Raw genomic sequence first — 25,344 nt, 5'->3', positions numbered from 1 at the left:
CTGCCGGAAGGCTTTTTTATTTCCATCCCCGTATTGCCGTCCCCCACTTGCGGGTGCGAGCGCGATCCTCTCTTGCGTCCGGCCTCCAGTGGGCGGCCTCCCACTCCCCACGGGTCCTCGCCCCCTCCGGAAGGCGAGCGAAGAGGGTCGCCCCACCTTTCCATGCTCCGCGTGTACGTGCTTCGCCGCGTGCTTCACCGCGAGCCGGAAGGGGAGGCAGGAGGTGTGCCCGCCGGCACACCGCGGCGGTCGGCGCCGGCCGGCATCGACCCAGTAGCCCTACATCGGCCCCATATCGTCCCTAGTACTAGCAGACTGGGGGTCCTAGCAGACTGACATCAATAGACACGAAGCTCGGCGGCTCGGCGGTAGTCCGCGAGAAATATCTCCTCAATAAGAAGGAATTTCAACACAAGCGTTGAACGCATATAATGACACCGATAGACATAGCACTCTTGCAAGAGCGATAACCCTGCGGTAGGAACGTGCGGTAGGAGCGTCGGGCATGGCAACCATTTACGATGTCGCCAAGAAGGCAAACGTTTCGGTGAAGACGGTCTCGCGTGTGCTCAACAGGAGCCAGTTGGTCAGGGAGGAGACGCGCTCGCGCGTGCTAGAAGTCATGGCGGCCTTGGACTTCCATCCGAACTCCGCGGCGCGGAGCCTCAGGCGGAAACGGTCGGGCGCCATCGGATTCGTGGTTCCTTTCGGCTCGGATTTCGTGTTCCACGATCCGGGCATGATGGAGCAAATCAAGGGTGCTCTCGATCTCCTCAACGAGAGAGGCTACGACATGGTGCTTTCGGTGCCCACGAAGAGAGACGACGCTCTTCGGGAAGTGGTGCGCTTGACCAAGCGCCGCAATGTCGACGGCGCCATCCTTTATGGGATGCTCGGGGCCGACAGCATAGTGAAAGAGCTCTCGGAGAAGGGATTTCACTTTGTTTCGTTGGGTTACTGCTTTCCGGAGCAAACCCACAACTTCGTGGAGATCGACGCGGTGGCCGGTGGCATGGCGGCCACCCGATACGCCATCTCGCTGGGCCATACGCGGATAGGGCTCATCAAGGAGCCGAGCAACTTCCTCATGCCCAACAAGAGAAGCATCGCTGAAGGTTACAGAGCGGCACTGGAACAAGCGGGCATTCCGTTCGACGAGTATCTCGTGCGTGAGGGGGACTACACGGTCGCCGGCGGGTACTGGGCGGCGCTTCGCCTCCTCGACCAAGAGCAGAGCGCGCGCGTCTCCGCCATCATCTGCAGCAGCGACCCGATGGCCCTCGGCGCGCTCCGCGCTCTCCGAGAGAGGGGCCTCGTGCCCGCATCCGGCACGCAGAACGGCTTCCTGCTCCTAGCCGGCGACTGTCTCCCCTCCACGAGGGCCGTGGAGCCGTCGCTGGGCGGCATACAGGCACCCCTTTACGAGCAGGGTCGGCTTGCCGCTGACATGCTGGCGTCCGTGATCTCCGAGAGGCGTGACATTCCCGGGGTAGTGCTCAAGCCGACGATGTTGGTCCCGGCGTGAGTCAGAGGTTTTTTGGCCAGCGGAATGACATCGATGGACACGCCACGCCCATCCCTGGGCGGGCAAAGGGGGAAAGAAGATGGAAGCGCCGGTTCGTTCGCGTGTGACGGCAGCGACGGGGAAGGCGTCCAGGCTGGTCGCCGGGAAACGGACCTTGCCTTACCTGCTCATCGCGCCCGCGCTTGTCGGCACCATCTTCGTTCACGTCATCCCGATAATCTGGGGGATATTCATCAGCTTCCGAGACCTTGACATCTATACCATCGCCAACTGGCGCGCGGCACCGTTCACGGGGCTGGCCAACTACGTGAAGGCACTCGATTTCGCCGACCCGGACGGCCTCCTGTTCTTGAGATCCGTGGGGAATGTGACCTATTACGGCGTGGTCACAATCACCCTCGGGTACGTGATCGGGCTCGCGGTCGCCCTTCTCCTGAACCAACGCTTCTTCGGGCGGACCCTCGTCCGTGGCCTGGTGCTCTTGCCGTACATCATGCCGGACTCCGTTGCGTACAGCGTGTGGCGCTTCATATTCCAGGCGAGGGTCGGCATCGTGAACGGCTTCTTGATGTCGCTCGGCATCATCAAAGAGCCCCTCGTGTGGCTCGTGGGCACGAGGACCATGTTTGCCGTGATGGTAGCCAGCATATGGAAAGGTTGGCCGTTCGCGAGCCTGCTGCTCCTCGCCGGCCTGCAATCTGTGCCCCGTGAACTCCTGGAATGTGCAGCCATAGACGGCGCGAACCGATGGCAGCGCTTTCGCTACGTTATGTGGCCGCATATCCTGCCTGTCACCAAGACGCTGATCCTACTAAACATCCTCTGGAACTTCAATGCATACAACCAGTTCAAGGTCATGCTTGGGGATGACCCGGGCGTATACGCCGAAGTCCCCTCTACCTTCGTCGTTAGGCAGGCCTTTGACAACCTTAGGTACGGCTTGGGGGCGGCTATGTCAGTGGTGCTGGTTCTGATGATGACGGTGGTGGCTGTCATCTATCTGAGGACTCTCAAACCCGGCACGTCGGTGGAGGACTGATGCGACGATGAACCGCCAGAGGAAAGCGTATCCGAGCTTGAGTTCACCGCGGGTGAGGGCGATCCGGGCAGCCGAACGGGTGGCGCTGTATGCTGCGGTCCTTCTCGTTCTGGTGGTCGTGCTCATCCCGTACCTTTGGATGGTTTCCGGGTCTTTCAAGACCAGCTTGGAGATACAGTCTGCGGACATCACCGATCCGAACCTCGCACCACGCTGGGTGCCTCGCACGTTTACCCTTGACAACTACCGGAACGTCAACCGGACAGTGAGGATCCTCGACTACTTCAGAAACAGCATCATAGTATCCCTGGGCACAATGCTGCTCTGCCTGGCTCTCAGCGTCCTCGCGGGATACGCGCTCGCCCGTTTCGAATTCCGGGCGAAGGGGCCGTACGTGTTGTCGCTCCTCGTGACGCAGATGTTTCCGGGCATACTCTTTCTCATCCCGTATTTCATCCTGTTCGTCTATGTGAACAAGTGGACCGGGATCCAGCTCAAGAACACCTACCAGGGGCTCATCCTCACCTATTCCTCGTTCGCCCTTCCCTTCAGCGTCTTGATGCTCCGGAGCTTCTTCGCAACCATACCCAGAGAGATCGATGAACAGGCTCAAATAGACGGATGCACTCCGGTCGGGGCTCTCTTCCGGGTGATACTCCCGATCGCGCGGCCGGGCATCGCAGCCGTCGGAATATACGCGTTCATCATGAGCTGGAACGAGATCCTGTTCGCTTCGCTCCTCACGGGGCGGGCCACGAAAACCGTGGCCGTGGGAATCCTCGAATACATCACCAACCAGGAAGCCCGGTGGGCGGGCATGATGGCAGCGTGCATCATCGTGACCATACCAGTGCTCGTGTTGTTTACGCTGATTCAAAGGCACATCGTGGAAGGCCTTGTGTCGGGCTCTGTAAAGGGGTGAAGGCAACAGGATCGCGACGAGCACAGCAGCGACGACAAGCAGAGCGACCCGGACGAGCGGGCAGCGGAGCTGACAAAGCTGTTGCGATCAAGACACGGAAGGGGGGTGGGGCGAGAGGGCTCGCGCGTCGTTTGGGTGATGCGCGTCCCGCGGGATTAGCAAGGCTTTCGAAACACGGGGCTTGCGCAGGCTCGGCACGGACCACGGTTCGAGTGAGGTCGACGGAGGTTTGCGGGTTGTCTAGTTGCCCGAGTTCCACGGTAACCATGACTCACCCTCAAGGGAGGCGAACTTAGATGACACTCAGAAGGTGGGTTCTCGTTTGCGCTGTCCTAGTCGCCATGGCAAGCGTGGCGACGGCGTCAGCGGCGACCAGGGAGATAACGTTCTGGGTCATGCCCAACGCTCCCGACGAGACGCACACAGTGTGGCTTGACAAGGCGGCGCAGGAGTTCGAGGCCAAGACGGGTGTGAAAGTCAAATGGGAGATCGTAGGATGGGGCGATGCGTGGTCGCGCATCGCAGCCGCGATAGCCACAGGCGAGGGAGCGGACGTCTCGCAGGTGGGGACGACATGGAACCCTCAATTCGCGGCGACAGGTGGGCTGGAGGAGATCGACATCGCGGAGTTCGGAGGCGCGTCCGCGTTCATGAAGGCCAACCTCGACTCCACGACGTACAAAGGGCGCCATTACGGCGTGCCCTGGTTCGCCGAGACACGGTGCCTGTTCTACAACAAGGACATGTTTGCTGCTGCGAAGGTGAACCCTCCGCAGACGTATGACGAGGTCATTACGGTCGGCAAGGCCATCACGAAGGCGTTGGGCCAAGGCAAGGCTTTCGCGATGGCGGGGACGAACGCCTGGGATCTCATCCACAACTGGGCGATCGTCCTTTGGGCGAACGGCGGGGATCTCGTAAACGTTTCCACCAAGAAGGCGATCTTCAATAGTGAGGCCGGCGTCCAGGCCATGAGATGGTACTTGAGCCTCGTGGAGACGGGGCTTGCGGACAAGTCGTGCGCCGAGTACAACCAGCCGCAGGCTGACGCGGCCTTCATAAACGGTAACGTCGCCATGTGCTTCATGGGCCCCTGGAACATCGCCAACATCGAGCATGAGAACCCGAGCCTGAACTACGGCATTGTGGAGCCACCCAAGGGTTCCAAGGGCAGGGCGGCCTTCTCCGGTGGAAGCAACCTCGTTGTGTTCAAGGCCAGCAAGAACAAGGACGCCGCCAAGGCATGGATAAAGTTCCTCCTCGAGAAAGCCAGGATGGTCGACTACACTCAGAACCTCTCCCACATGCTTCCGGCGACAATCGCGGCGTACGACGATCCCTACTACTCCACGGGGGTGTGGAAGACATTCAGGACCGCTCTGGGATACGCCACTGCCTATCCGCCGCTGGCCGTGTGGGGTGACATCGAGAACGCTATCGTCGCGGAGTTCAAGAAGATCCTCAGCGACTACATCGTCGGCAAGTACAAAGCGGAGGACGTAAAGGTGTACCTCGACGCCGCCGCGAGGAAGGTCGACGAGGCTCTCCAGCGAGAGAGATAGGCCCTCCCATCGAAGCCCGGGAGAGACGATGGCGGGGATGCCTTCGAGGCGTCCCCGCCGCCAATGAAGGCTTGAGCATGTCATGGAAGCCAAGGGGGGACCGCGCGGCATGAGGTATGGACGCTTTGACGACGAAAGACGCGAGTACGTGATCGAGCGCCCGGACACGCCCTCTCCGTGGATAAACTACCTTGGACCGCGCGACTATGTCGCGCTGGTCTCGAATACAGGGGGAGGCTACAGCTTTTACTCGGACGCGAGGCTCAGGCGCGTCTTGCGCTATCGGTACAACAACGTTCCAACCGACGAAGGCGGCAGATACGTCTTCATCCGCCACTCGGACGGGGACTTTTGGTCTCCCACCTGGCAACCGGTGCGAAAGCCGCTTGATTCCTACGAGTGCAGACACGGCCTCGGGTACACTTCGATCAGCTCATCGCGCCGTGGGCTCGCCGTTGACGTCACCTACTTCGTACCGGTCGACGAACCCCTCGAGGTGTGGCAGGTTGTCATAGAGAACCGCAATGAGCGGCGCGAAGACATCACCCTCTTCTCCTTCGTTGAGTTCTGCTTGTGGGACGCCCTGGACGACCAGACAAACTTCCAGAGGAACCTCAACATCGGTGAGGTCGAAGTCGAAGACGGGGTCATATATCACACCACGGAGTACCGCGAGAGAAGGGACCACTTCGCTTTCTTCGCGACCAGCGGCGATGTCGTGGGCTTCGACACGGACCGCGAGGCCTTTCTCGGCCCGTACGGCACGCTCTCCGCTCCGAAGGCCGTCGTGGAAGGGCGGGCCTCGGGCTCCCTGGCGCACGGTTGGGCGCCCGTCGGGTCGCACTGCGTGAGGGTGTCTCTCGCCCCGGGAGAGCGGAAGACCTTGCTGTTCGTCCTGGGACTCGCATGGAACAAGCCTGAGGAAAAGTTCACCGCTGACGGCCGTGCGAACAAGGCCGGAGCCCGCGCCGTCATGTCGCGGTACCTCGATCCCAGTGCAGTGGCTGCCGCCCGGGAAGAGCTCGCGCGGCACTGGGACATTCTCCTAGCTGGATTCCGTGCTGAGACTCCCGATTCGGACATGGCGCGGGAGATCAACGTGTGGAACCAGTACCAGTGCTTGACCACGCTAAAGCTCGCGCGATCCGCGTCATACTATGAGTCCGGCATCAGCAGGGGCATTGGCTTCCGCGACGGGAGCCAGGACATCCTGGGCACCATCCACCAAGTTCCGAGCGCCGCCAAGACGCGCCTTCGCGAACTCGCCTCCATTCAGTTCACGCCGGGCAACACATATCATCAGTATTCGCCTTTGACCAAGCAGGGCAACAACGACATCGGCAGCGGATTCAACGACGACCCCATGTGGCTCGTCATCGCCACCGCCCAATACGTGAAAGAGACCGGAGACCTCGACGTCCTGTCGGTGGAGGCTCCGTTCGCGGATGACTCCCGTCCGGTTCCCCTGGAAGAGCACCTCCGCCGGTGCATGTCATACATCCTAGCTAACCTCGGGCCTCATGGGCTACCCCTTATCGGCGAAGCCGACTGGAACGACTGCCTGAACCTGAACTGGAACACACGGCACGACGGGCGGGTGGCTGAGTCCGTGCTCATCGCCGAGCTCTTTGTGCGGGCGGCGCTCGAGATGGCGGAGATCGCGCGCCTGAAGGGCGACGACGAGGAGGCCGAGGCGTACTCGAAGGCTGCACGCGAGATGACGGCTGCCGTGAACGCGTACGCGTGGGACGGCGAATGGTACATCAGGGCGTTCGACGACTCGGGCTTGCCCGTCGGCTCATCACGAAACTCCGAGGGACGGATCTTCCTCGAGGCGCAACCGTGGGCAGTGATGAGCGGGGTAGCGCCCCGGGAAAGAGGGATCGCCGCCATGGACTCGGTCTGGACCCACCTCGCCACGCCGCACGGCATCGTCCTGCAGCAACCGGCGTTCACGCGTTTTTCCGAAGCCATCGGCGCGTGCACGTGTTATCCCCCGGGAGTCAAGGAGAACGCAGGCATATTCTGTCATCCGAATACGTGGGCCATAATAGCCGAGTGCGTATTGGGGAGGGGAGACAGAGCCTATTCTTACTACTCCAGACTGCTTCCTACCGCCCGTGAGCGCATATCGGAGATCCACAGGGCTGAACCATACGTGTACGCTCAGATGATAGCCGGCCCCGACTGCCCGAGGTTCGGAGAGGCCAAGAACTCTTGGCTTACAGGTACGGCGTCATGGATGTTCGTCGCGGCCTCGCAGTGGATCCTCGGGATACGGCCGGAGTATGACGGGCTTGCCATAGACCCGTGTATCCCTCGGGAGTGGCCGGGATTTGCCGCAAGACGCATTTTCCGAGGCCACACCTACGTCATCCGTGTCGAGAATCCCGACCGTGTAAGCCGCGGGGTCGCGTGGATCGAGCTTGACGGCCGGGAGCTCGAGCCGGTGCCCGCGAAGGCCGGGCGCGGGGCCTTCACTGCCGCGTACCGAGCGCCGGGGGAGTTAATGGGGTTCATCCCCACCTCCGCGATGGGACTTGTGGCAGGAGCACCCAAGAAGCATTCCCAGAGAAAGGAACACTCCGTGAGAGTGGTGATGGGCAGGACCTCAAGGTCTTGAGCTGGCCTGGGCGGGTCCCGCAGCCCTTCGAGCGTTTGCCCGAACACCAGTTGCCCAGCCGTGTGTGCGGATGGTATAATCGGGTGGACGGGAGGCGCTTGCCGTGCCACGCGATGCTGGCTGCTCCGCGCAGCGGGTCGGTCTCACGAGCTCGACGATAATCGGAATAGACCCGGGGCTTGTCGATACCGGATACGGTGTCGTCGATGTGTCCGGCAGCCGCGTGCGCTTGGTCGAGGCCGGACTAGTTCGAACGACCTCGTCCCACCCCGTTGAGGTGCGCCTCAGAGAGATATTCGAAGGCGTGCTGGCGCTCATGTCGGAGCACCATCCCACCGCCGTCGTAGTTGAAGACCTTTACACGAGCTACCGCCATCCCAGGACCGCCGTGCTCATGGGCCACGCGCGCGGCGTGATCCTTCTCGCCGCGGGCAGCAGGGGAATAGAGGTCGTCTCTTACCCCCCAGCGAGGGTGAAGAAGGCCCTTGCCGGCAGAGGCACCGCAAGCAAGGAGCAGATCCAAAGGATGGTTCAGGTGACGCTCGGCCTGGATGAGGTTCCAGAGCCGGATCACGTTGCCGATGCGCTCGCTCTCGCGCTGTGTCACTACAACTTCTTGACTCACACTATGACGAAGGGGTCCCGGTTGGAGGGGTTCGTTTGATCTCCGCGATCGTCGGCAGACTCGTGCGCGTCCAGGAGGACCGCGTGAGCATACAGGTAGGCGGCCTCTTCTACGATGTGCTGGTGTCCCCCTCCACGGTTCGGGAGCTTGCGCTCAGGCGCGAAGAGGAGATCAGACTCGAGACGGTGTTCTACATCCAGGGCTCTCCGGGCGGCGTCGGGAACACCGTCCCGGTGCTGGTGGGGTTCCTGAGCGAGCTCGACAAGGAGTTCTTCGAGCATTTCATCACGGTCGGGGGCATCGGGCCCCGAGCGGCGCTCAAGGCTCTCGTTATCCCGGCGCCCAGGATCGCGCGCGCCATCGAGAACCAAGACATCGCGACCCTGAGTTCGCTCCCGGGCATAGGCAAACAAAAGGCCGCCAAGATCGTAGCAGAGCTCAAGGGGAAGGTGGCCCGCTTCGCCCTGGGCGTCGAAGTCGATGGCGAGCGCAAGGCGAGGACGGAGACCCCGGTTCAGGCCGAGCCGGTGGACGAAGTGGCGGCCGAGGCCCTCGAGGTGCTGCTGCAGCTCGGCTACAAACGGCAAGAAGCCGAGGACATGATCCGCCACACCATGGCCAAGCGCTCCGATATAAGGAGCGCGGAAGACGTCATACAAGAGATATACAGGTCAGCGCAGCGGGGAGCGGGACGCGGCGGTGGCGCAAGCGGCAGTTCCCCAAGCGGCAGCTCCAGTGATGGCAGTTCCGGTGACGGCATCTCCGGTGGCGGCGGATCCGGCGGTATCGGCTCCAGGCGAAGCGGTCGTAGTGGCGGCCGGAGCGGAATGAGAGGCGGGGCCAACGCCGTTAGCAGGAGTCGCGGCGACAGCGAAGGCTAAAGCGACGGCAGCGACCGCGTTGCCGCGAGGTCGAAGCGCGGACTCATGTATGGGGGCGAGACGATGACCCGAGTGAGGTTAGTCAGCGCAGAGGAACAGCGGGAGGAAGAGACCTTCCAGCGAAGCCTTCGCCCGTCGGTGCTCGCAGAGTTCACGGGGCAGAAACAGGTGGTGGCGAACCTCGCCATAGCCGTGGAGGCGGCGAGGAAGCGTAAGGAGGCCTTGGACCACGTTCTCCTCTACGGTCCTCCCGGCCTCGGCAAGACCACTCTCGCGCACATAATCGCGAACGAGATGAAGTCGAACATAATATCCACGTCGGGGCCAGCCGTGGAGCGACCCGGTGACCTCATGGGTATCCTCACGAACCTCGAGGACGGAGACGTGCTCTTCATCGATGAAATCCACAGGCTGCCGAAGGTCGTCGAGGAGTTCATTTACTCCGCCATGGAAGACTTCCAGATAGACTTCGTCGTAGACAAGGGGGCCTTTGCGAAGACCATCAAGGTTCCTCTCAAACATTTCACGCTCGTAGGCGCGACCACGCGGGCCGGGCTTCTCTCAGCGCCTCTCCGCGAGCGGTTCGGCATATTCCACCACCTGGACTTCTATCCCCCGGAGGAACTTGCCGAGATCCTCTTCAGGTCCGCGTCCATACTGAAGGTTTCCGTGGAGGACGAGGCGAGGGCGGAGATAGCGCGTCGGTCGCGCGGCACTCCCAGGATCGCGAACAGGCTCCTCAAGAGAGTGCGCGATTACGCCCAGGTCAAGGCGGAAGGGATCATCACAGGAGACGTGGTTGCGGCATCCTTGGCGATGGAGGGCATAGACGACGCGGGGCTCGATAACCTCGACAGAAAATACCTCAAGGCCATCATAGAGTTCTACGGAGGCGGCCCGGTCGGCATCGAGGCCCTCGCCGCCACGCTCAACGAGGAGCAGGACACCCTCGTCGACATGGTGGAGCCGTTTCTTCTGAAGATAGGGTTCGTGGTCCGCACGGCGAGCGGGCGGCGCGCCACGGAGCACGCCTTCCGGCATCTGGGCGTCGCGCCCAAGGTGCAGAAGGGTCTACCGGCCTTGTTCTGACACGGCGCAACGCATCCGAACCTCCCTCGCTACCGTGTCATGCTTCCGTGTCATGTCGCGGTGAGGCGAACGCGATCGTAAGCGTCCGGCAGATGTTTCTCGTACAGCGGGACGTTGAAGTCCAGGGCGTTCTCGTCTCGGAAGCGGCGCAGCGCGTCCAGGTCCAAGTCTCCGACCACTACCTCCTCATCTTCTGACGAAGATGCGCGCGCGAGCCACCCGTCTCCGGAAGAAGTCATCTCCAGGGGCGCCAGCAGCCCGCTCATCCCGGTGAAGGGCATTCCCAGGATGTTCCCGACCGCGGCGGCCGATACCCCGAGCACCTGGCTTTCCTGAACCCTCGGCCAGATTCCGCGCATGACGCGCCAGAACAGGAATTCCTCGTTGTTGGCGGACGGGACGGCCACGATATCCACGCCTCGCTGTCTGGCTATCCGGAAGGTCTCGAAGTATGTGGCGTCCATGCATATAGGAAAGGCGAGCCGCCCGAGCGGGGTGTCGAGCACCTCCAGGTCGGAGCCTGGCTCGAACCCCCATGCAGCCTCCATTGGCACGAGGTGCAGCTTTCGTTGGCGTGCGATGAGTTCCCCGGCCGGGCCGAAAAGGTAACCGATGATGCGCATTTTGCCGTCGTCGTCTTCCAGGAACGCGCTTCCCGTGATGATGTACACCTGAAAGTCCCTGGCGAGTGTGGAGAAGGTCGTCTCGTAAATCCGCTTCACCGCAGGGGAGATGACCCGGAAGAGCTCTGCGACTAGCACGTCGGTTCCGGCCGTCTCGACCGCCGCCGCGGCCAGCCCTTTCGATGCAAGCTTCTCCACGCCCGGCACGAGGCCGAGGAGCGGTGCCCCCGAGCCCTCCGGGAACACCACGAGCTCGGCACCCTGATCCACGGCCTCCTTCGTGAGCCCGTATATCTTCTCCGCGTAAGCCTTTGCATCCCTGGTGAGTTCTAGGCGCATCTGTACAGCGGCGACACGGACCTTGGAGACTTTGGGGACGCGCTCCGTGCCGGGCGCTGCCCCCCGCGAATCGCTCCCTCCGCGAGCGGATGAGAGCCCCGCGCCCGACCCCGTCGACGCGATGCGCTTCTTCGATAGGTAGCCGCGGACCACCGACGGACGGGACGCCCATCGCAGGAACGCCCTGAGCGCCAAGACGCGTACCGAGTCGATCGCTCCGAGGCGCTCGGCCGCGGCCGCCGCTCGACGCGAGCGGCACCCGGCGTTACCGCTGAGCCGCGCCTGTTCCGCGTGCCGCCCGTGTCTTGCCCCGGCCAACAGCCCGCTGGACGGCTCCTCGTCGGAGCGCGCGGAGCGTGGGACACCGCAAGGCGTCGCCCGGTAAAGTCGCGGGAGCCAGGTGCGGTAGAAGTCCACGTTGAAATGACGGAAAACCGGGAAGAGCTCGATGGCGTCCCTCATCGATGCAAACGAGAGGTCCGCGACGATGACGCTCTCGGCGGTTGTCCGAGTCGCTCGGGCCAGCACGCCCGTGTCTTCCTCGGTCATCTCGCACGTCGCGTAGACGGCGGACCTGCCCTCGAACTCCACGCCGCCCGCGAGGCCCACGAGACACGCCTCTACTCCGAAAACCTGGTTCTGCTGGACGTTTTGCCACATGCCGCGCACCTGATGCCACTCGGTGTAAGGCGCGGGGACGGCAACCGGCGCAAGCAGTACCTTTGCCCCCAGGAGCGCCAGAATCCGCGCGACCTCCGGGTACCAGGCGTCTTCACAGATTGCAAAGCCCACCGTCCCGATGGGGGTCTCGAACACCTCGAGGTCCTCGGACCTTACGAACCCGCTAGCCCGCTCGTCTCGGGAGAGGTGAGTCTGCGCCTGAACGCCGATGAGGACTCCCTGATCCGACAGAAGGTGGGCCACATTCCGAACACCGCCGGTCGCGGGCACCGGGAAGGTGCCGGGGGCCAGGAACACGTGGTGGTGAGAGGCGAGCCTCGAGAAGACCCGGAGGAAATCAGCCTCGGGGCCGCTGTCTCGTGAGGATGCGAATAACCTCACGACCGCGGCGCCGAAGCCCGGGCCCAGAAAGAGGTTTGCCTTCGGATGGGCCGCCGCAAGATAAGCCAGGCCTGTGTGGGCGGGGAAGACCACCATGTCCGCCCCAAGATGCGCGGCACGCGCAACGAGGGCGCCTACGCGGTCCGTGAATTCGTCAAGAGATTCGCGCCGCCTCGCGGCGAACTGCACGCACGCCACTCGGCTCAACCCGATCGCCCTCCTCCCGCAGCATTTCACTCAAGCCCACAGACCAAATATCCTCGATCGCGCGCTCTCCTTTCGTGCACCCTTTGTCGCGCCCGCCCTCGTGGGCCGTGGGGCGCTTCGCCTCGCACCTCCTTGCCCAGATTATACCACAGGTGCAGTCGCAGCCCAAAACCAGCGGCCCGCGACACGAAACGCAGCGGACGCCGGACCTGGTAGGCTCCTTCGCCAGACGTCGCCCCCCGGGGCTGACCATGGGCGCTTCCGACGCCCATCGGAGGGACATGCTCCTAACGAACACTTGTCACAGGCAGGAGACGGCCAGCGCGGAGTAGAAGAACGAAGGTGCAGCAGAATAACAGGAAAGCAGGGGAAAAGAGGACGCGCAAGGGAGGAGACGACGTGCGAAAGAGATCTGAGTACGCCGAACCGTTCCGCATAAAGGTGGTGGAGCCCATCACGCTCACGTCTCGAGCGAGGCGGGAGGAGGTGCTCCGCGAGGCCGGGTACAACGTCTTCAACATCCCTTCTCGGGAGGTGTACATCGACCTCCTCACGGACAGCGGCACTTCCGCCATGAGCGACAACCAGTGGGCGGGCCTCATGATGGGCGACGAGGCGTACGCCGGCAGCAGGAATTTCTTCCACCTTCAGGACACGGTGCGGGAGATATTCGGATTCAAGTTCGTGCTTCCGACTCACCAAGGGCGCGGCGCCGAGAACATCCTCACGACGATGCTTGTGAAGCCGGGGGATCGTGTGCTCGGTAACATGCACTTCGACACGACCGAGGGCCACATCCGTCTGAAGGGCGGCGAGCCGGTGAACCTCGTGATAAGGGAGGGTTACGAGACTGCGACGCGCCATCCTTTCAAAGGCAACATAGACACGGAGCGTCTGAAGGAAGAGATCCGGCTGCACGGCAAAGATCGCATCCCCTTCATCAACATAACGGTCACTTGCAACGGCAACGGCGGCCAGCCTGTCTCGATGGCCAACATCCGAGAAGTGAGCGGGATAGCGCGAGAACATGGGATCAAGGTCTTTTTCGACGCCGCGCGATTCGCGGAGAACGCGTACTTCATCAAGGAGCGCGAGGAAGGCTACTCTCACAAGACAATCGCGGAGATTTCCCGGGAAATGTTCTCGTACGGGGACGGCATGACCATGAGCGCGAAGAAGGACGCTCTCGCGAACATCGGAGGGCTGTTCGCCACGAACGACGAGGACCTCTATCGCAAGGCAGGTCAGTGGGGCATAGTGTACGAGGGTTTCCTGACGTACGGAGGGCTCGCGGGCAGGGACCTGGAGGCCATAGCGAGAGGACTGCGCGAGGTGCTCGACGAAGCGTATCTCGAGGATCGCGTTGGCCAGGTGGCGTACCTGGGAGACCGCCTCGTTGAGGAAGGGATCCCCATAATCGAGCCCACGGGAGGCCACGGCGTATACGTGGACGCCAAGAGGTTCTTGCCCCACCTTCCCCAAAGCGCGTTTCCGGCCCAGGCCATCGTCGCCCAGCTTTACCTCGAGGCGGGCGTGAGAGCGGTGGAGCTCGGCGCTGCAGCCTTCGGCCGCACCGACGAGAAGACAGGTGAGCAGATCTTCCCCCGACTCGAGCTGGTACGGCTCGCCGTTCCCAGGCGCGTGTACACCGACAGGCACATGGACGTCGTGGCGCGCGCCCTTTCGGCCATTGGGAAGCGGAAGCATGAGATACGCGGGATGAGGCTGGTGTACGAAGCGCCGGTGCTGAGACACTTCACCGCTCGATTCGAGCCGCTCTGAAGAGTGCTGATCAGAGAGCTGACCGGAGTAGTCTGAGTGCGTGCTACACGGCATGGACCCGCCCACATGCCCGGGCTCGCGCCAAGACAGCCGGCGAGGACACGGAGGTGCGCGCGAGCGCGCGACTGATCGCACGGGGTGCGGGAGGTTCACGGGGATGAAAGACGATAGAGCCGGTCTGGGAGATGAGGATCACTCGCTTGCCCATGAGGACCAGGGACGGCAGTGCGCGCGGAGCCTTGCGCTCTCGCGCTCTCACACGCGCCGCATCTGGCGCGCAATCGTCGAGTTTCAGATGATATCCGAAGGCGATAGAATCCTCGTGGGTTTCTCCGGTGGCAAGGACAGCGCGTTCCTGCTCTATGCGCTTGCCGCAATCCGAGAGTACTCGCCTATTGAGTTCGCCCTAGCGGCCGGCCATGTCGACATGGGATACGGCCAGCAAGAGGAGGTTGAGGCGTCCGAACGGTTGGCCGAGTTCGCCGGGAAGTTGGGTGTGCCTTACCTCAAGAGAGCCACGAACATTGCCAAAGTGGCCTTCGGTGCCTCGCACAAGGAGAACCCTTGCGCCATCTGCTCTCATCTGCGCCGGGGCGCCCTGAACAACCTCGCCCTGGAGAACGGGTTCAACAAGGTCGCGCTTGCCCACCATCGCGATGACGTGGTGGAGACGCTCCTCATGAGCATCTTGTACTCGGGGCAGATCCACACTTTTCGCCCGGTCACCTTTCTTGATAGAACAGGCATCACTGTCATTCGACCGCTCGTATACTTCAGGGAACGTGAAGTTGCGGGCACCATCCGTCGAATCGGGTACGATGTGCCGCCGAACGCGTGTCCTATGGAGGGAGCGAGCCACAGAGCCAAGGTGAAGAGGCTCATTCGAGAGCTCACCCGGGAGAACCCGATCGTGTACGACAACCTCTTTAAGGCCATCCACTCCGACGCCATCAAGGACCTATGGCCTCCCGTGGCCACCGATCAGGAAATGCGCGACCGTCACAAGGCCATCTTCGGGAAACTACGTCGCGTCGACCCTCCGGCGCGTGGATGACCCTTCCTCGCTCGGCATGCGGGGCACGCTCGACACGACCAGGAACGTGCCGTGCGCTTCGGCCGCGAGGTCTCCCGCGCTGTCTATTATCTCAGACCTGAGAGCGTACCTCTTTGGGCCGCCTCTCACGATCTGTCCCCTCACCGTGACTTGTGCCCCCACGCGGACGGGTCGTCTGAATCTCACCTCCAGACTGACGGTGACCGCGATCTTTCCCTGGAGTATGAGCGCCCACGCCATGGCTTCATCCAGCAGAGTGCAGATGATTCCCCCATGGAGAACGCCCGAGAAGCCCTGGAACTCCTCTCTCGGAACGAATGTAGCTACGGCGCGCCCTTCGCCGTCGGGTCGAAAGTCGAGCTTCAACCCGAGCGGGTTCTCGCGCCCACACGCGAAGCACTTTCCATCGTCTACGAAATCCATTGCCTGGCCTCTCTCTCTGACCCTCCTGACCGGCCGTGCGCGTATCCTTCCTCGTCATCCGGCCACGCGTGTCCCCCCAAGTGAGGCAGCACCGGAGCCACGAGCGGCATCCCGGTTCGCACCGTGACAGCCCTGTACGCATGGGCCAGAGCCCTTATTTGCAGAGCCAACCCCACGAGGGCGGGAGGAGCCTTCGCTTCCCCCGATGCGATGGAGGCTGCGAACTCGTTGTCGATGTAGACTACGACACACTGCGCCCGATACCTCTTGGCCATTCTGAGCGCCTCTAGGATGGCTCTGAGTGCGGCCTCATCGTCACTGGCCGCGCCCTCCCAGTCGAGCCTCACCTCGGCGAATGGCGCGCCGCTGGCGCTCGTGAGCACGAATCGCGCCATCGCAGGCATGAGGGCATTCGCACCGGACATGTGAATGAGCACCCTCAGAGTGCGCGGGACATCACCCAGTTTGGGTTTCTTCGCCTCGAGCGACGCCCGAAGAGACGGACCGCTCACGATTATCACCCCCGAACAGGTGTTCGCATTCCCATACTATCACATCCTTCCGCCAGTGTCAACTCCTGGATTGCCTCATGTGAACCTCGGTCCCCACAGCCCCTGGCCGTGCCGGTCTCCAGCCGCAAAGCGCGGTCAAGTGCGTTCAGCCGCGTCCCTTCCTGGCGGCACCCTTCTAGTCCCACAGGCATACAATGTCACGGGAGCCATGCCGTAGCTGAGGAACCCGGATGGCGCTCTTCGCGGCACGGCCCCACGATCACGACGATGGACGCGAGGAGGAGTAACGAATGTCGGACAGAGATCCGAACACCTCGAATACGACTAACCCTCCGCAAGGGGAGACGGCGGGCTACTTCGGCGAGCTCGCCCGGGCGTACGTCGTTCCTCAAACGTACTCGCGCACCTGGAGTCCCGCCGAGGGTCTGATGAAAGGGACCATCTTCCCCGAGCTATACCGGCCTTATCAACCGGGGATGCGGCCATGACGACCACTGAGGCGGGCTTGACGAACCCGCAGACGGAGGGATGGCAGATGGACCAAAGACGTCGAGAGCTCCTACGTATCATGGAGCTGGAGTTCGCGGCCATAGAGCTCAACCTCTTCCTGGACACTCATCCGGATGAAACGCGTGCCCTTGCCGACTACAACGCCGTGGCCCAGGAGCTCGCGAGGGCGAAAGCGGCGTACGAGTCGCGCTACGGACCTCTCCTGAACTTCGGGCAGAGCACGAGCCAGGGCACGTGGCGCTGGGTGGAGGATCCGTGGCCGTGGGAGATCACCTTTAACAGGTAACAGGAGGGAATGACGGCCCATGTGGATATATGAGAAGAAGCTCGAGTATCCCATCAGGGTATCGTACACCAACCCGAGGCTGGCCAAGGAGATCATCACCCAGTATGGAGGACCCGACGGCGAACTCGCCGCGTCCCTGCGCTACCTGACTCAGCGCTACACCATGCCCATACCCCAAGCCAAGGCGACGCTCACGGACATCGGTACCGAAGAGCTGGCTCACATGGAGATCGTGGCCGCCCTCGTGTACAACCTCATCAAGGACGCGACCATACAGCAGATCAAAGCTGCCGGCCTCGACGACTACTACGCCGACCACGACAAGGCCCTGTACTTCGTCAACGCTTCAGGAGCACCGTGGGTTGCGGCCTACATACAGTCCAAGGGCGACCCCATCGCGGACCTGCACGAGGACCTGGCAGCCGAGCAGAAGGCGAGAGCGACCTACGAGTATCTCATTCAGCTCTCGGATGATCCCGACGTCACGGATGCCCTGCGTTTCTTGAGAGAACGTGAGGTCGTGCACTTCCAGAGGTTCGGGGAGACACTGAACCTCGTGCACGACTGGATGAATTCGAAGAAGGTCTTCTAGGAATAACTCAGCAGCCGCCGTCGCCCGACCGCCGCGCAACAGCCGCAGGTCTTGCGATCTCGGCCTCAGGCAGCTTCTCCGCCCTCAGCGCCAGCCATACTATCTTTTCGTCTTGAGCCGAGTTCGCGCTTGATCATCGCCAGGGTGTCACCGTGCAGGGGGTACATCCTGAGGACTAGGAACGCCAGGACGAGCGCTATCACGGGCACACCCGCCGTCAGGAACCGGACCCCTGTCTCCACAGAGGGCGGCTGCGCCGCGAGGTTCGGGTCGTAGCCGCTGGCTTTGAGCACCTGACTCATCACGAGAGCTTGAGCGGAGACGCCAAGCCTGATGAAGAGCGCGTTCGCGCCGAAGTACATTCCCTCTCGCCGGCGGCCCGTCCGGACCTCGTCCTCGTCGATGACGTCGGCGATTAGGACATCAAAGAGCAGCATGAGCCCGGCAAGGCCGAGTCCCAGGAGCGCGCCGCACGCGATGCCCATCGTGAGGCCTCTCGCCAGCCCGAAAGGCACCAGGGCAACCGCGAACAAGGCTATGGCGCTGGACATAGCTTGTTTTGGGCCCACCTTCACTGTGTATCGCGTCCAGGGAGCCAAGGCGACGAAGACCATGAGGAACACCGCGCCGAAGAGCAGCGAGGATTGGTCCTCTGCTATTCTCAGGGCGTATTTCGAGTAGAACGGCACTATCGCCATGATGAGAACGAAGGTGAACTCTATGAGCATGCAAGGGACGACATACGTCATGAAAGACTTGTTTGCGACGGTGTGTCTGAGCGCCGGGAACACATTGAGCGGCTCTTCGCCGGCCCGGGGTCCGGTCTCGCGGCTCCCTAGGAGCGAGATCGCGATGGACAAAGCCGTCACCACGCCATATATGATACCCATTGCAGGCCAGCCCAGATTGGCATAGACCATCGGCGCAAGCGCTATACCCACGACGAGCCCGAGGTTTCCGAACACCTGACGCCACATCGACACCGCAGCCCTGTCCCTCAAGCTCGGGAACATCTCGGGGAACAGCGCGGTCCAGTTCAGGATGACCAAGGTGTATATGCCGTCGAACAGGAACATCATCAGGGTGAAGTAGATGAAGAGCGAGAGGTGGCCATCCTTGACCACGGCGGCTGGCGGCATCCACAGGAAGATGAGCGCTAGCGTGAGAGGGATGAGACCGCCCGCGACGTAAGGAATCCGTCGTCCCCATCTCGTGCGGGTCCGGTCGGAGAGATACCCGAAAAGCGGATCGTTTATGGCGTTCCAGATCCCGTACGCGATCATGCTGTAGCCTATGAGTTCGATTGGGACTTTCAGGACGTCAGCGTAGAAGAACACGATGTAAGTCTGAACCGCTTGAGCTGATACGCTCGAGCCCAAGGCACCGAAGCTGTACGCCAACTTCTCCCACGTCTTCACATCGCGCGCGTGCCCCCATTGCCCGCGTGCCCACGCCGCAAGCCTCGCGCGTCGTCCAGCAGCAAGCGGGACGAGCAAACAGCGCGAGCGAGCAGGACGAGCGCGGATGGCTTCCAGGGTCCGCCGGGCGCCGGGCTAGGAGCGCACACATGCCTCCTCTCCTGACAATAAAAGCAATATTCGTCAGACGACGTGTGACTCCTCTTCCGGGCGGCCGACATGGCCGTCAACCAGGATCCAAGGAGGAAGCGTCCCTCGACCCGGAGAGTCTCCTGGCGTCACGCTGCCGCCCGTCCAGCTCGCGGCGGGTTGCGCCCAGCCTTCCGTCCGACCTTCCGAGGAGGCAGAGATCGCAGAATCCTTCTCCGAGAGATCCTTCTTCTCCGAGAGATCCTTCCGTATCCTGGCGCGAACAAGATTCCCGCGGCCTTCGTGCGTGCATACTCTACATCACGAGGCTGTTGAGATCCAGCTGCTGGCGAAATCACCGGACCCCGCAAAAGCAGGAACCATGTCCACGAATGCGAAAGATTACAAAGCCAGGTTCAGGCGGTGATCTGAGTGCAGTCTTCGGTCTACCACAAGCGGAATCGGCATGAGCATGAGGCTTTCGACCTGTCTAGAGGGCGGGAATGCCTCGTTTGCGGAAGCCATGGGAGCGATGGAACGGCGATCCTGGGAAAGAGGCTCTGCGCCGGGTGCGAACGCGCCATTGTGAGCCTAGACGCCGCTTCGCCACGCTACGATTTCTTCGTCGAGAGGATTAAGGAAGCGTGGTTGGCATACGTCCGCGGGTGGGAATGATCCTCGCCCCGTTCGGGGCGTGCTGAGTGCAAAGGAATATGCGGAACGCTGAGAAGCATGAGACGAACGAGGTCAACGCGCGTCCATCGTGCGACGCCGCGTGCGACGCCGCACGAGGCGGCGTGGGGGGCAGTGCACCGGGCAACACACCGGGCAGTGCGCCGAGCAGCGCGCTAACGAACGCACTGACAGACAGAATCACCCAAAGGGAGGGGTGCGCCCGGGCGCCCGCGCCGGCACATGCCGACGATCACGACGACCAGAGCGCCGCCCCGCTCGTGCGGGCGGTCACGGAATACGCCGCGCGGAACCCCCGCCGGTTCCACATGCCCGGCCACAAGGGGAAGGGAGGCGCGGCGCTCTTTCTGTGGCCTGACGGATTCCTGGGGCCTGACGGAGCGCTCTCGCGGCACGTCACCAACGTGGATGTCACCGAGGTGGAAGGGCTTGACGACCTCCACGAGCCCGAGGGCGCGATTAAGGAGGCCGAGAGCCTTGCCGCGCAAGCTTACGGCGCCGACCGAACCTTTTTCCTGGTAAACGGTTCAACCTGCGGCCTTCACGCGGCCATAATGGCGACGTGCGGGCCTGACGACGAGGTCATCGTGTCGCGGGACACGCACGTAGCCGTCGCGGGCGGCCTCGTCCTGTCTGGCGCGCGCCCTGTTTACGTCGTGCCCGAGGTGGACGAGCTATTCGCCATTCCGCTCGGCCCCACGGTTGAGGCGCTCGTGGAGGAGATCCGCCGCCACCCTCGCGCGCGGGCCGTCGTCCTCACCAGCCCCAACTACTACGGGGTTTCGCCAGACATCAAGACCCTGGTGGCCGCGGCGCACGATTATGGTAGAATAGCAGTGGTAGACGAGGCGCACGGCGCCCACCTCCCGTTTCACGAGGCGCTTCCGCCATCCGCGCTGGAAGCGAGGGCGGATGTAGTGGTCTCCGGGGCGCACAAGACTCTGCCGGCAATGACCCAAGCATCGTTCTTGCACCTCAAGGGCGGGGCGGTGGATCCGGAGACGGTCCGGCGGATGCTGCGCCTGGTAGAGACCACGAGTCCGTCTTACGTCCTGATGGCGTCGCTGGACGCGGCGAGGCGCGTTGCGGCCATGCGGGGGCGCGATCTCCTGAGCGGGGTTCTCACGTCAGCCGCGGCCGCGAGGGAGCGGCTATCCCGCCTTCCCGGCGTGCAGTGCCTGGATGGAGCGAGGCTTGCATCTCGTGGCTTTGTGCACGACCCGACCAAGCTCGTGATATCGTTCGCGGGCCTGCTTCATTGCGGGGTGACGGGGGTTGAGATCGCGCGGCTGCTCCGCGAGGCCCATGGGATTTGGGTGGAGCTCGCCGATGCCCGAAATGTTCTGGCTATACTGACGATGGCCGATTCCCAAGATGACGTGGATAGGCTCGTCTCGGCTATTGAGTACGAAGTGGGTCGCGTGCGGGCGGGCGACGCAGCATGTCTGCCCGGTCTCCGGAATGATGACAGAGATCGTGCTGCGGGGCGGCTTGCGCCGGAAACGGCAGCATGCGACGCCCTGAGGCACATACCCCCGCTCAGGATGACACCGCGCCAGGCCGCTATCGCGCGGACGGAGTGGGTGCCCGTGCACGCGGCCCGCGGAAGGATCGCAGCGGATGTCATCGTGCCGTACCCGCCGGGCATCCCGGTGCTGTGCCCGGGTGAGGAGATCACCGAGAGGATCACGGAGTTCGTGCGCGCAGCGCTGTCCCAGGGCGGCAAGCTCCGACTTCGGGGGGTGCGGAACGACGGGTCAGTCCTGGTCGTCGCCGACCGATGATGAGCTCGGAAAGCCGGGACGCCGGGTTCCGGCGGCGCCGGCCGAGCCACGTGTGCCGAGAGGGGCTCCCCCGGCCACGTGGAGACATCTGCGGCGACGTCCTCGATGAAAGGAGGGAAGCGTCGCACGGGGAAGTCGTGATGGCTTTTCGTGCGGCGACCCTGTGACGAGACGTGAGATAACTGATAACTTGGACGAGCTCTTGGAGGTGCTGCCTCCCAGGATTCGTGAGAAGCTGGAGCAGGCGGGAGATACCGAGAGCCTCCTCGAGATAGTCCTGGACCTCGGCAGGCAGCCCGAGGCTCGCTTTCCGGGTGGCAGGTTCGTGTACCTTGGTGAGGAGCTGGTGAAGCGAGAGGACATCGAGTTCGTCACGAAGCGTGTAGGCGCGTTCGGCCACGACAATCGCGCCGGCATCGAGCGCACTCTCCATCGCATATCCGGCATCCGCAACCGCTACGGTGAGATCGTCGGGCTCACCTGCCGCATCGGTCGAGCAGTCTACGGAACCATTGACATCGTGCGCGATGTCGTGGAGCTCGGAAAGAGCATACTGCTCCTGGGCCGGCCCGGAGTGGGCAAGACCACGCTCCTCCGCGAAGTGGCCAGGGTGTTGAGCGACGAATTCAACAAGCGCGTTGTCGTTGTGGACACCTCCAACGAGATCGCTGGGGACGGCGACATCCCTCACCCAGCCATCGGGCGGGCGAGGCGGATGCAGGTGCCGGCGTCGGCACGGCAAGCCGACGTGATGATCGAAGCTGTGGAGAACCACATGCCCGAGGTGATCGTCATAGACGAGATCGGCACGGAGGCCGAGGCGCAGGCCGCGCGGACCATCGCCGAGCGTGGCGTCCAGCTCGTCGGGACCGCTCACGGCAACACCCTAGAGAACCTCGTGCTCAACCCGACTTTGTCTGATCTCGTCGGAGGCATACAGGTCGTGACCTTGAGCGACGAGGAAGCGAGGAAGCGAGGCACTCAGAAGACCGTCCTCGAGCGCAAGGCTCCGCCCACGTTCGACATCGTGGTCGAGATCAAGGATCGGGACAGCCTGGCGATCCACCATGACGTCGCTCGGACTGTGGACCTGCTCCTGAGGGGCGTGGAGCCACGTCCCGAGGTCAGGCGCAGGTCTGGGGAGGGCGGCATAGAGGTCGTGCAGGAGGACGGCCTCACGGAGCTCATAGCTCGCGAGGACGGCCTCGTGCCATGGGAGACCCGCCGCGAAATCACCGATCATCGCCGCGGTCGCGCGGGCTCGAGCCCGCGCGGCAACGCGAAGGTGTCCGAATGGCGTCGGGAGGCACGCGAGGTCGAGGAGACTCGGCGCGGCACAACTCTCGCGCGACCCCGGGCAACGGGGACAGGGGTCGGGGCGGGGGCCGCGGACGCCTCGGTCGTGGCGGGCCTGGCAGGGATCGCGGAAGAGCGCTCCCAAAAGGTGATTCGGCTCTATCCATATGCCGTGAGCCGGAACCGACTGGAACAAGCCATCCGTGCGACGGGCCTTCCGGTCTTCGTCTCCAAGGACCTCGGTCAGGCGGACATGGTGCTGACCCTGAAAGGACAGTACCGCAAGATGCCGAAGACATTGCGAGAGGCTGAACGACGCGGACTTCCGGTCCACATAATACGGAGCAACACGATAACGCAGATATCGAACTTCCTGCGAAACGCGTTCAGCGCGGACCGAGACGCCATCGAAGCGAGCGCGCTCAGAGAGGCTGAGGAGGCCCTCTCGAAAGTCGTATCCATGGAATGCCCCGTTGAGCTCAATCCGCAGAATGCGTACGTGAGGATGCTCCAGCATCAGCTTGCCGAGCGCAACCAGGTGAAGTCGACGAGCATAGGAGAGGAGCCCTTCAGAAGAGTGGTCTACTACCTGGATCAGTCGCGTAAGGAGAGTACGTGAAGCGGGTCCGCGCAGCGAGAGCATGTTCGCGAACAAGAGAGGCGCCGACGCGGGAAACCGGCGTGGCGTGCCTGCGAGGAAGGAGGGGCAGGGATGAGGCTCGTGATAGCGGTGGTTCAGGACCAGGATGCGTCACCGCTCATGGACGCACTGGTGGATCAGGGCTTTCGAGCGACCAAGCTGGCCACGACAGGTGGGTTCCTGCGGCAGGGAAACACGACCCTCCTGATAGGGGTGGAGGACGGTCAGGTGGACGCGGTGGTGGACGTTGTCAAGTCCGTGTGCCACTCGAGGACCCAGCTCATCCCGCCCGTCTCGGCAGTCGCGCGCTCGGCCGAATCGTATGTTGGACAGCCCCTCGAGGTGCCGGTTGGCGGGGCGACCATCTTCGTTCTGGATGTAGACAGGTTCGAGAAGGTGTGAGTGGCAGGTGGCCGCGCAAAGACGTGGACGAGCGACCACGAATAGGGTGACAGAGTTGCGCTCGGAAAGACTCGGCACGCTTGCGGGGCTTGCGGGTCTATCCGTGGGACGGGTGAGCCGAGCGCTCGCGGGGGCGCTGGCGCTTGGCCGGGTATCCCACGCGTACCTTTTCGCGGCGACGCATGCCGGCCTTCCTGCGGCCGGAGACCGCGGGACTGACCGGGCGATGGCCGATGCGCTCACCTTCGCGCGCCGACTCAACTGTGAGGCGCCCGTCGGCGACAGCGCGTGCGGCGAGTGTCTCTCGTGTCGGCTCGTGGCCGACGGGAACCATCCGGACTTGAGGATAATCTCGCCGGACGGCCTATCCGTAAAGATCGACCAGATCCGGGAGTTGAAGAGGGAAATGAGTCTCGCGCCGCGCCGCGTGGGAGGCGTGCGGGTCGCCATCGTCGAGAGCGCCGAGAAGATGACTGTTGAGGCTCAGAACAGCTTCCTCAGACTGCTCGAAGAGCCCCCGGAGGGAGCGGTGTTCATCCTGGTGTGCCTGAACCCGGCTGGGCTGCTCCCGACGGTGAGGTCAAGGTGTCAGCTGGTCAGCGTGCGAGAGTCGGACTTCGACGGCCCGGAGGCCGCGGCGCGCGAGTTTGAGACTCTCGTGGAAACGGTTAGAAAGGCATGGGACATGTCGCCCATCCAGGTGCTCGATGCGGCAGAGAACCTGGATGGCTGGGCGCGTTCGGACGCTGCCTATGGCGCGGCAGAGGCGAGGGTATTCCGGGCAGGCGCGGGTGCGGATGAGGGAACAACGGGCGCGCGTGGGGAACCGCGGCAAAGAATGGAGGCTGCGCTCGTTGCTGCAGAGGCCTGGTTCAGAGACGTGCTGGTTTACAAGAGCACGGGCGACCTCGCGCTGGCCGGGGGAGAAGGGATGCCCGCCGCCAGAGCGTCCGAGCTTGCGAGAGACGCCTCCGCTTACAGTGTGGACGAACTCATACGGATAATCGACGTGATAGAGGGAGCGCGGCGCCGAGTGAGGATGAACGCCAACATGCGCCTGGCCTTGGAGGCCATGCTTTTCTCCCTGAGAAGACGCCGCCGGATGTAGGCTCGTCGTCGGCGGGCGCGTGTGCGCGGTCCTGGGCACGTCCGTGGCTGTACACGTGTGGCCATGCCCACAGGCGTCGGCGCATCCACGCGAGCGTCTCATGCGCGCTGCGCGCCGCTGCGCGTCCAGTGTGCACGCGGCCAGTGTGCACGCGGAAGGTGTGCCGGCGCAGCGATGAGTGGGTAAGTGGGCAATGGGTGTGGACGAGCGGGGACGAG

21 protein-coding genes are annotated in these 25,344 nt (G+C 63.1%); 17 read left to right on the top strand and 4 right to left on the bottom strand.

Annotated elements, in window-relative coordinates:
- Positions 1–505: 505 nt before the first annotated feature.
- The 8 genes from NUW12_09870 (at position 506) to ruvB (ending at position 10,266) form a co-directional block, all read left to right on the top strand.
- Complete coding sequence (locus tag NUW12_09870) at positions 506–1,525, top strand: LacI family transcriptional regulator (GenBank protein MCR4403065.1); 1,020 nt, start codon at positions 506–508, stop codon at positions 1,523–1,525.
- 79 nt (positions 1,526–1,604) lie between these two features.
- Complete coding sequence (locus NUW12_09865) at positions 1,605–2,564, top strand: sugar ABC transporter permease (protein MCR4403064.1); 960 nt, start codon at positions 1,605–1,607, stop codon at positions 2,562–2,564.
- Positions 2,565–2,571: 7 nt separating this feature from the next.
- Positions 2,572–3,486 (top strand): carbohydrate ABC transporter permease, encoded by a 915-nt coding sequence (locus NUW12_09860; protein MCR4403063.1) that lies wholly within the window; start codon positions 2,572–2,574, stop codon positions 3,484–3,486.
- Between the two features lie 296 nt (positions 3,487–3,782).
- A complete protein-coding gene (locus NUW12_09855) occupies positions 3,783–5,048 on the top strand; it encodes an extracellular solute-binding protein (protein MCR4403062.1) in 1,266 nt (421 codons plus the stop codon).
- 109 nt (positions 5,049–5,157) lie between these two features.
- Complete coding sequence (locus NUW12_09850; GenBank protein ID MCR4403061.1) at positions 5,158–7,671, top strand: glycosyl transferase; 2,514 nt, start codon at positions 5,158–5,160, stop codon at positions 7,669–7,671.
- Between the two features lie 103 nt (positions 7,672–7,774).
- On the top strand, positions 7,775–8,335 hold the full coding sequence (ruvC, locus tag NUW12_09845; protein MCR4403060.1) for a crossover junction endodeoxyribonuclease RuvC: 561 nt from the start codon (positions 7,775–7,777) through the stop codon (positions 8,333–8,335).
- The gene (locus NUW12_09840) at positions 8,332–9,177 is read left to right on the top strand and encodes a Holliday junction branch migration protein RuvA (GenBank protein MCR4403059.1); all 846 of its coding nucleotides are present in this window, start codon (positions 8,332–8,334) and stop codon (positions 9,175–9,177) included. Before ruvC ends, NUW12_09840 begins: the two co-directional genes overlap by 4 nt.
- 63 nt (positions 9,178–9,240) lie before the next feature.
- Positions 9,241–10,266, top strand: coding sequence for a Holliday junction branch migration DNA helicase RuvB (gene ruvB, locus NUW12_09835; GenBank protein MCR4403058.1), 1,026 nt, complete (start codon positions 9,241–9,243; stop codon positions 10,264–10,266).
- A gap of 50 nt (positions 10,267–10,316) precedes the next feature.
- Here the strand turns inward: ruvB and NUW12_09830 are convergent, their stop codons facing one another.
- The gene (locus tag NUW12_09830; GenBank protein ID MCR4403057.1) at positions 10,317–12,488 is read right to left on the bottom strand and encodes a hypothetical protein; all 2,172 of its coding nucleotides are present in this window, start codon (positions 12,486–12,488) and stop codon (positions 10,317–10,319) included.
- Positions 12,489–12,896: 408 nt separating this feature from the next.
- Here NUW12_09830 and NUW12_09825 point away from each other — a divergent pair, with 408 nt between their 5' ends.
- Complete coding sequence (locus tag NUW12_09825; GenBank protein MCR4403056.1) at positions 12,897–14,279, top strand: tryptophanase; 1,383 nt, start codon at positions 12,897–12,899, stop codon at positions 14,277–14,279.
- Positions 14,280–14,436: 157 nt separating this feature from the next.
- The gene (locus NUW12_09820; GenBank protein MCR4403055.1) at positions 14,437–15,333 is read left to right on the top strand and encodes a tRNA 2-thiocytidine biosynthesis protein TtcA; all 897 of its coding nucleotides are present in this window, start codon (positions 14,437–14,439) and stop codon (positions 15,331–15,333) included.
- Here the strand turns inward: NUW12_09820 and NUW12_09815 are convergent.
- Together NUW12_09815 and NUW12_09810 are read right to left on the bottom strand one after the other, a co-directional pair.
- On the bottom strand, positions 15,301–15,756 hold the full coding sequence (locus NUW12_09815; GenBank protein MCR4403054.1) for a PaaI family thioesterase: 456 nt from the start codon (positions 15,754–15,756) through the stop codon (positions 15,301–15,303). The two genes, NUW12_09820 and NUW12_09815, sit on opposite strands and share 33 nt — an antisense overlap.
- Positions 15,744–16,268: a hypothetical protein gene (locus tag NUW12_09810; GenBank protein MCR4403053.1), complete on the bottom strand. Its 525-nt coding sequence runs from the start codon at positions 16,266–16,268 to the stop codon at positions 15,744–15,746. The genes NUW12_09815 and NUW12_09810 overlap by 13 nt, the downstream gene beginning before the upstream one ends.
- 290 nt (positions 16,269–16,558) lie before the next feature.
- Between NUW12_09810 and NUW12_09805 the strand changes: the two genes are divergently transcribed.
- From NUW12_09805 to NUW12_09795, 3 genes are read left to right on the top strand one after another with little or no spacing between them, the layout of a single operon-like run.
- Positions 16,559–16,756, top strand: coding sequence for a spore coat associated protein CotJA (locus tag NUW12_09805; GenBank protein ID MCR4403052.1), 198 nt, complete (start codon positions 16,559–16,561; stop codon positions 16,754–16,756).
- Between the two features lie 47 nt (positions 16,757–16,803).
- Positions 16,804–17,064 (top strand): spore coat protein CotJB, encoded by a 261-nt coding sequence (locus tag NUW12_09800; protein MCR4403051.1) that lies wholly within the window; start codon positions 16,804–16,806, stop codon positions 17,062–17,064.
- Positions 17,065–17,083: 19 nt separating this feature from the next.
- Positions 17,084–17,656 (top strand): manganese catalase family protein, encoded by a 573-nt coding sequence (locus tag NUW12_09795; protein MCR4403050.1) that lies wholly within the window; start codon positions 17,084–17,086, stop codon positions 17,654–17,656.
- A 65-nt stretch (positions 17,657–17,721) separates the two neighbouring features.
- Here the strand turns inward: NUW12_09795 and NUW12_09790 are convergent, their stop codons facing one another.
- Entirely contained in the window at positions 17,722–19,074 is a 1,353-nt protein-coding gene (locus NUW12_09790) for an MFS transporter (protein MCR4403049.1), read from the bottom strand.
- An 830-nt stretch (positions 19,075–19,904) separates the two neighbouring features.
- Here NUW12_09790 and NUW12_09785 point away from each other — a divergent pair.
- The 4 genes from NUW12_09785 to NUW12_09770 all read left to right on the top strand — a co-directional run bounded on the left by NUW12_09785 (position 19,905) and on the right by NUW12_09770 (position 25,126).
- Entirely contained in the window at positions 19,905–21,680 is a 1,776-nt protein-coding gene (locus tag NUW12_09785; protein MCR4403048.1) for an aminotransferase class I/II-fold pyridoxal phosphate-dependent enzyme, read from the top strand.
- Between the two features lie 163 nt (positions 21,681–21,843).
- On the top strand, positions 21,844–23,595 hold the full coding sequence (locus NUW12_09780; protein ID MCR4403047.1) for an AAA family ATPase: 1,752 nt from the start codon (positions 21,844–21,846) through the stop codon (positions 23,593–23,595).
- A gap of 93 nt (positions 23,596–23,688) precedes the next feature.
- A complete protein-coding gene (locus NUW12_09775; GenBank protein ID MCR4403046.1) occupies positions 23,689–24,018 on the top strand; it encodes a cyclic-di-AMP receptor in 330 nt (109 codons plus the stop codon).
- Positions 24,019–24,025: 7 nt separating this feature from the next.
- The gene (locus tag NUW12_09770; GenBank protein MCR4403045.1) at positions 24,026–25,126 is read left to right on the top strand and encodes a hypothetical protein; all 1,101 of its coding nucleotides are present in this window, start codon (positions 24,026–24,028) and stop codon (positions 25,124–25,126) included.
- The last annotated feature ends 218 nt before the right edge of the window (positions 25,127–25,344 follow it).

It is taken from the genome of Bacillota bacterium (assembly GCA_024653485.1).
GTDB lineage: Bacteria > Bacillota > SHA-98 > UBA4971 > UBA4971 > UBA6256.
Note: the sequence above shows the minus strand (reverse complement) of the source record. Positions and strands in the feature narration are given on the sequence as shown.

Bases quoted from the DNA above. Each gene is read 5' to 3' on its own strand.
- NUW12_09870 (MCR4403065.1), top strand. From the start codon at position 506: ATGGCAACCATTTACGATGTCGCCAAGAAGGCAAACGTTTCGGTGAAG.
- NUW12_09865 (MCR4403064.1), top strand. From the start codon at position 1,605: ATGGAAGCGCCGGTTCGTTCGCGTGTGACGGCAGCGACGGGGAAGGCG.
- NUW12_09860 (MCR4403063.1), top strand. From the start codon at position 2,572: ATGAACCGCCAGAGGAAAGCGTATCCGAGCTTGAGTTCACCGCGGGTG.
- NUW12_09855 (MCR4403062.1), top strand. From the start codon at position 3,783: ATGACACTCAGAAGGTGGGTTCTCGTTTGCGCTGTCCTAGTCGCCATG.
- NUW12_09850 (MCR4403061.1), top strand. From the start codon at position 5,158: ATGAGGTATGGACGCTTTGACGACGAAAGACGCGAGTACGTGATCGAG.
- ruvB (MCR4403058.1), top strand. From the start codon at position 9,241: ATGACCCGAGTGAGGTTAGTCAGCGCAGAGGAACAGCGGGAGGAAGAG.
- NUW12_09820 (MCR4403055.1), top strand. From the start codon at position 14,437: ATGAAAGACGATAGAGCCGGTCTGGGAGATGAGGATCACTCGCTTGCC.
- NUW12_09815 (MCR4403054.1), bottom strand. From the start codon at position 15,756: ATGGATTTCGTAGACGATGGAAAGTGCTTCGCGTGTGGGCGCGAGAAC.
- NUW12_09805 (MCR4403052.1), top strand. From the start codon at position 16,559: ATGTCGGACAGAGATCCGAACACCTCGAATACGACTAACCCTCCGCAA.
- NUW12_09800 (MCR4403051.1), top strand. From the start codon at position 16,804: ATGGACCAAAGACGTCGAGAGCTCCTACGTATCATGGAGCTGGAGTTC.
- NUW12_09795 (MCR4403050.1), top strand. From the start codon at position 17,084: ATGTGGATATATGAGAAGAAGCTCGAGTATCCCATCAGGGTATCGTAC.
- NUW12_09775 (MCR4403046.1), top strand. From the start codon at position 23,689: ATGAGGCTCGTGATAGCGGTGGTTCAGGACCAGGATGCGTCACCGCTC.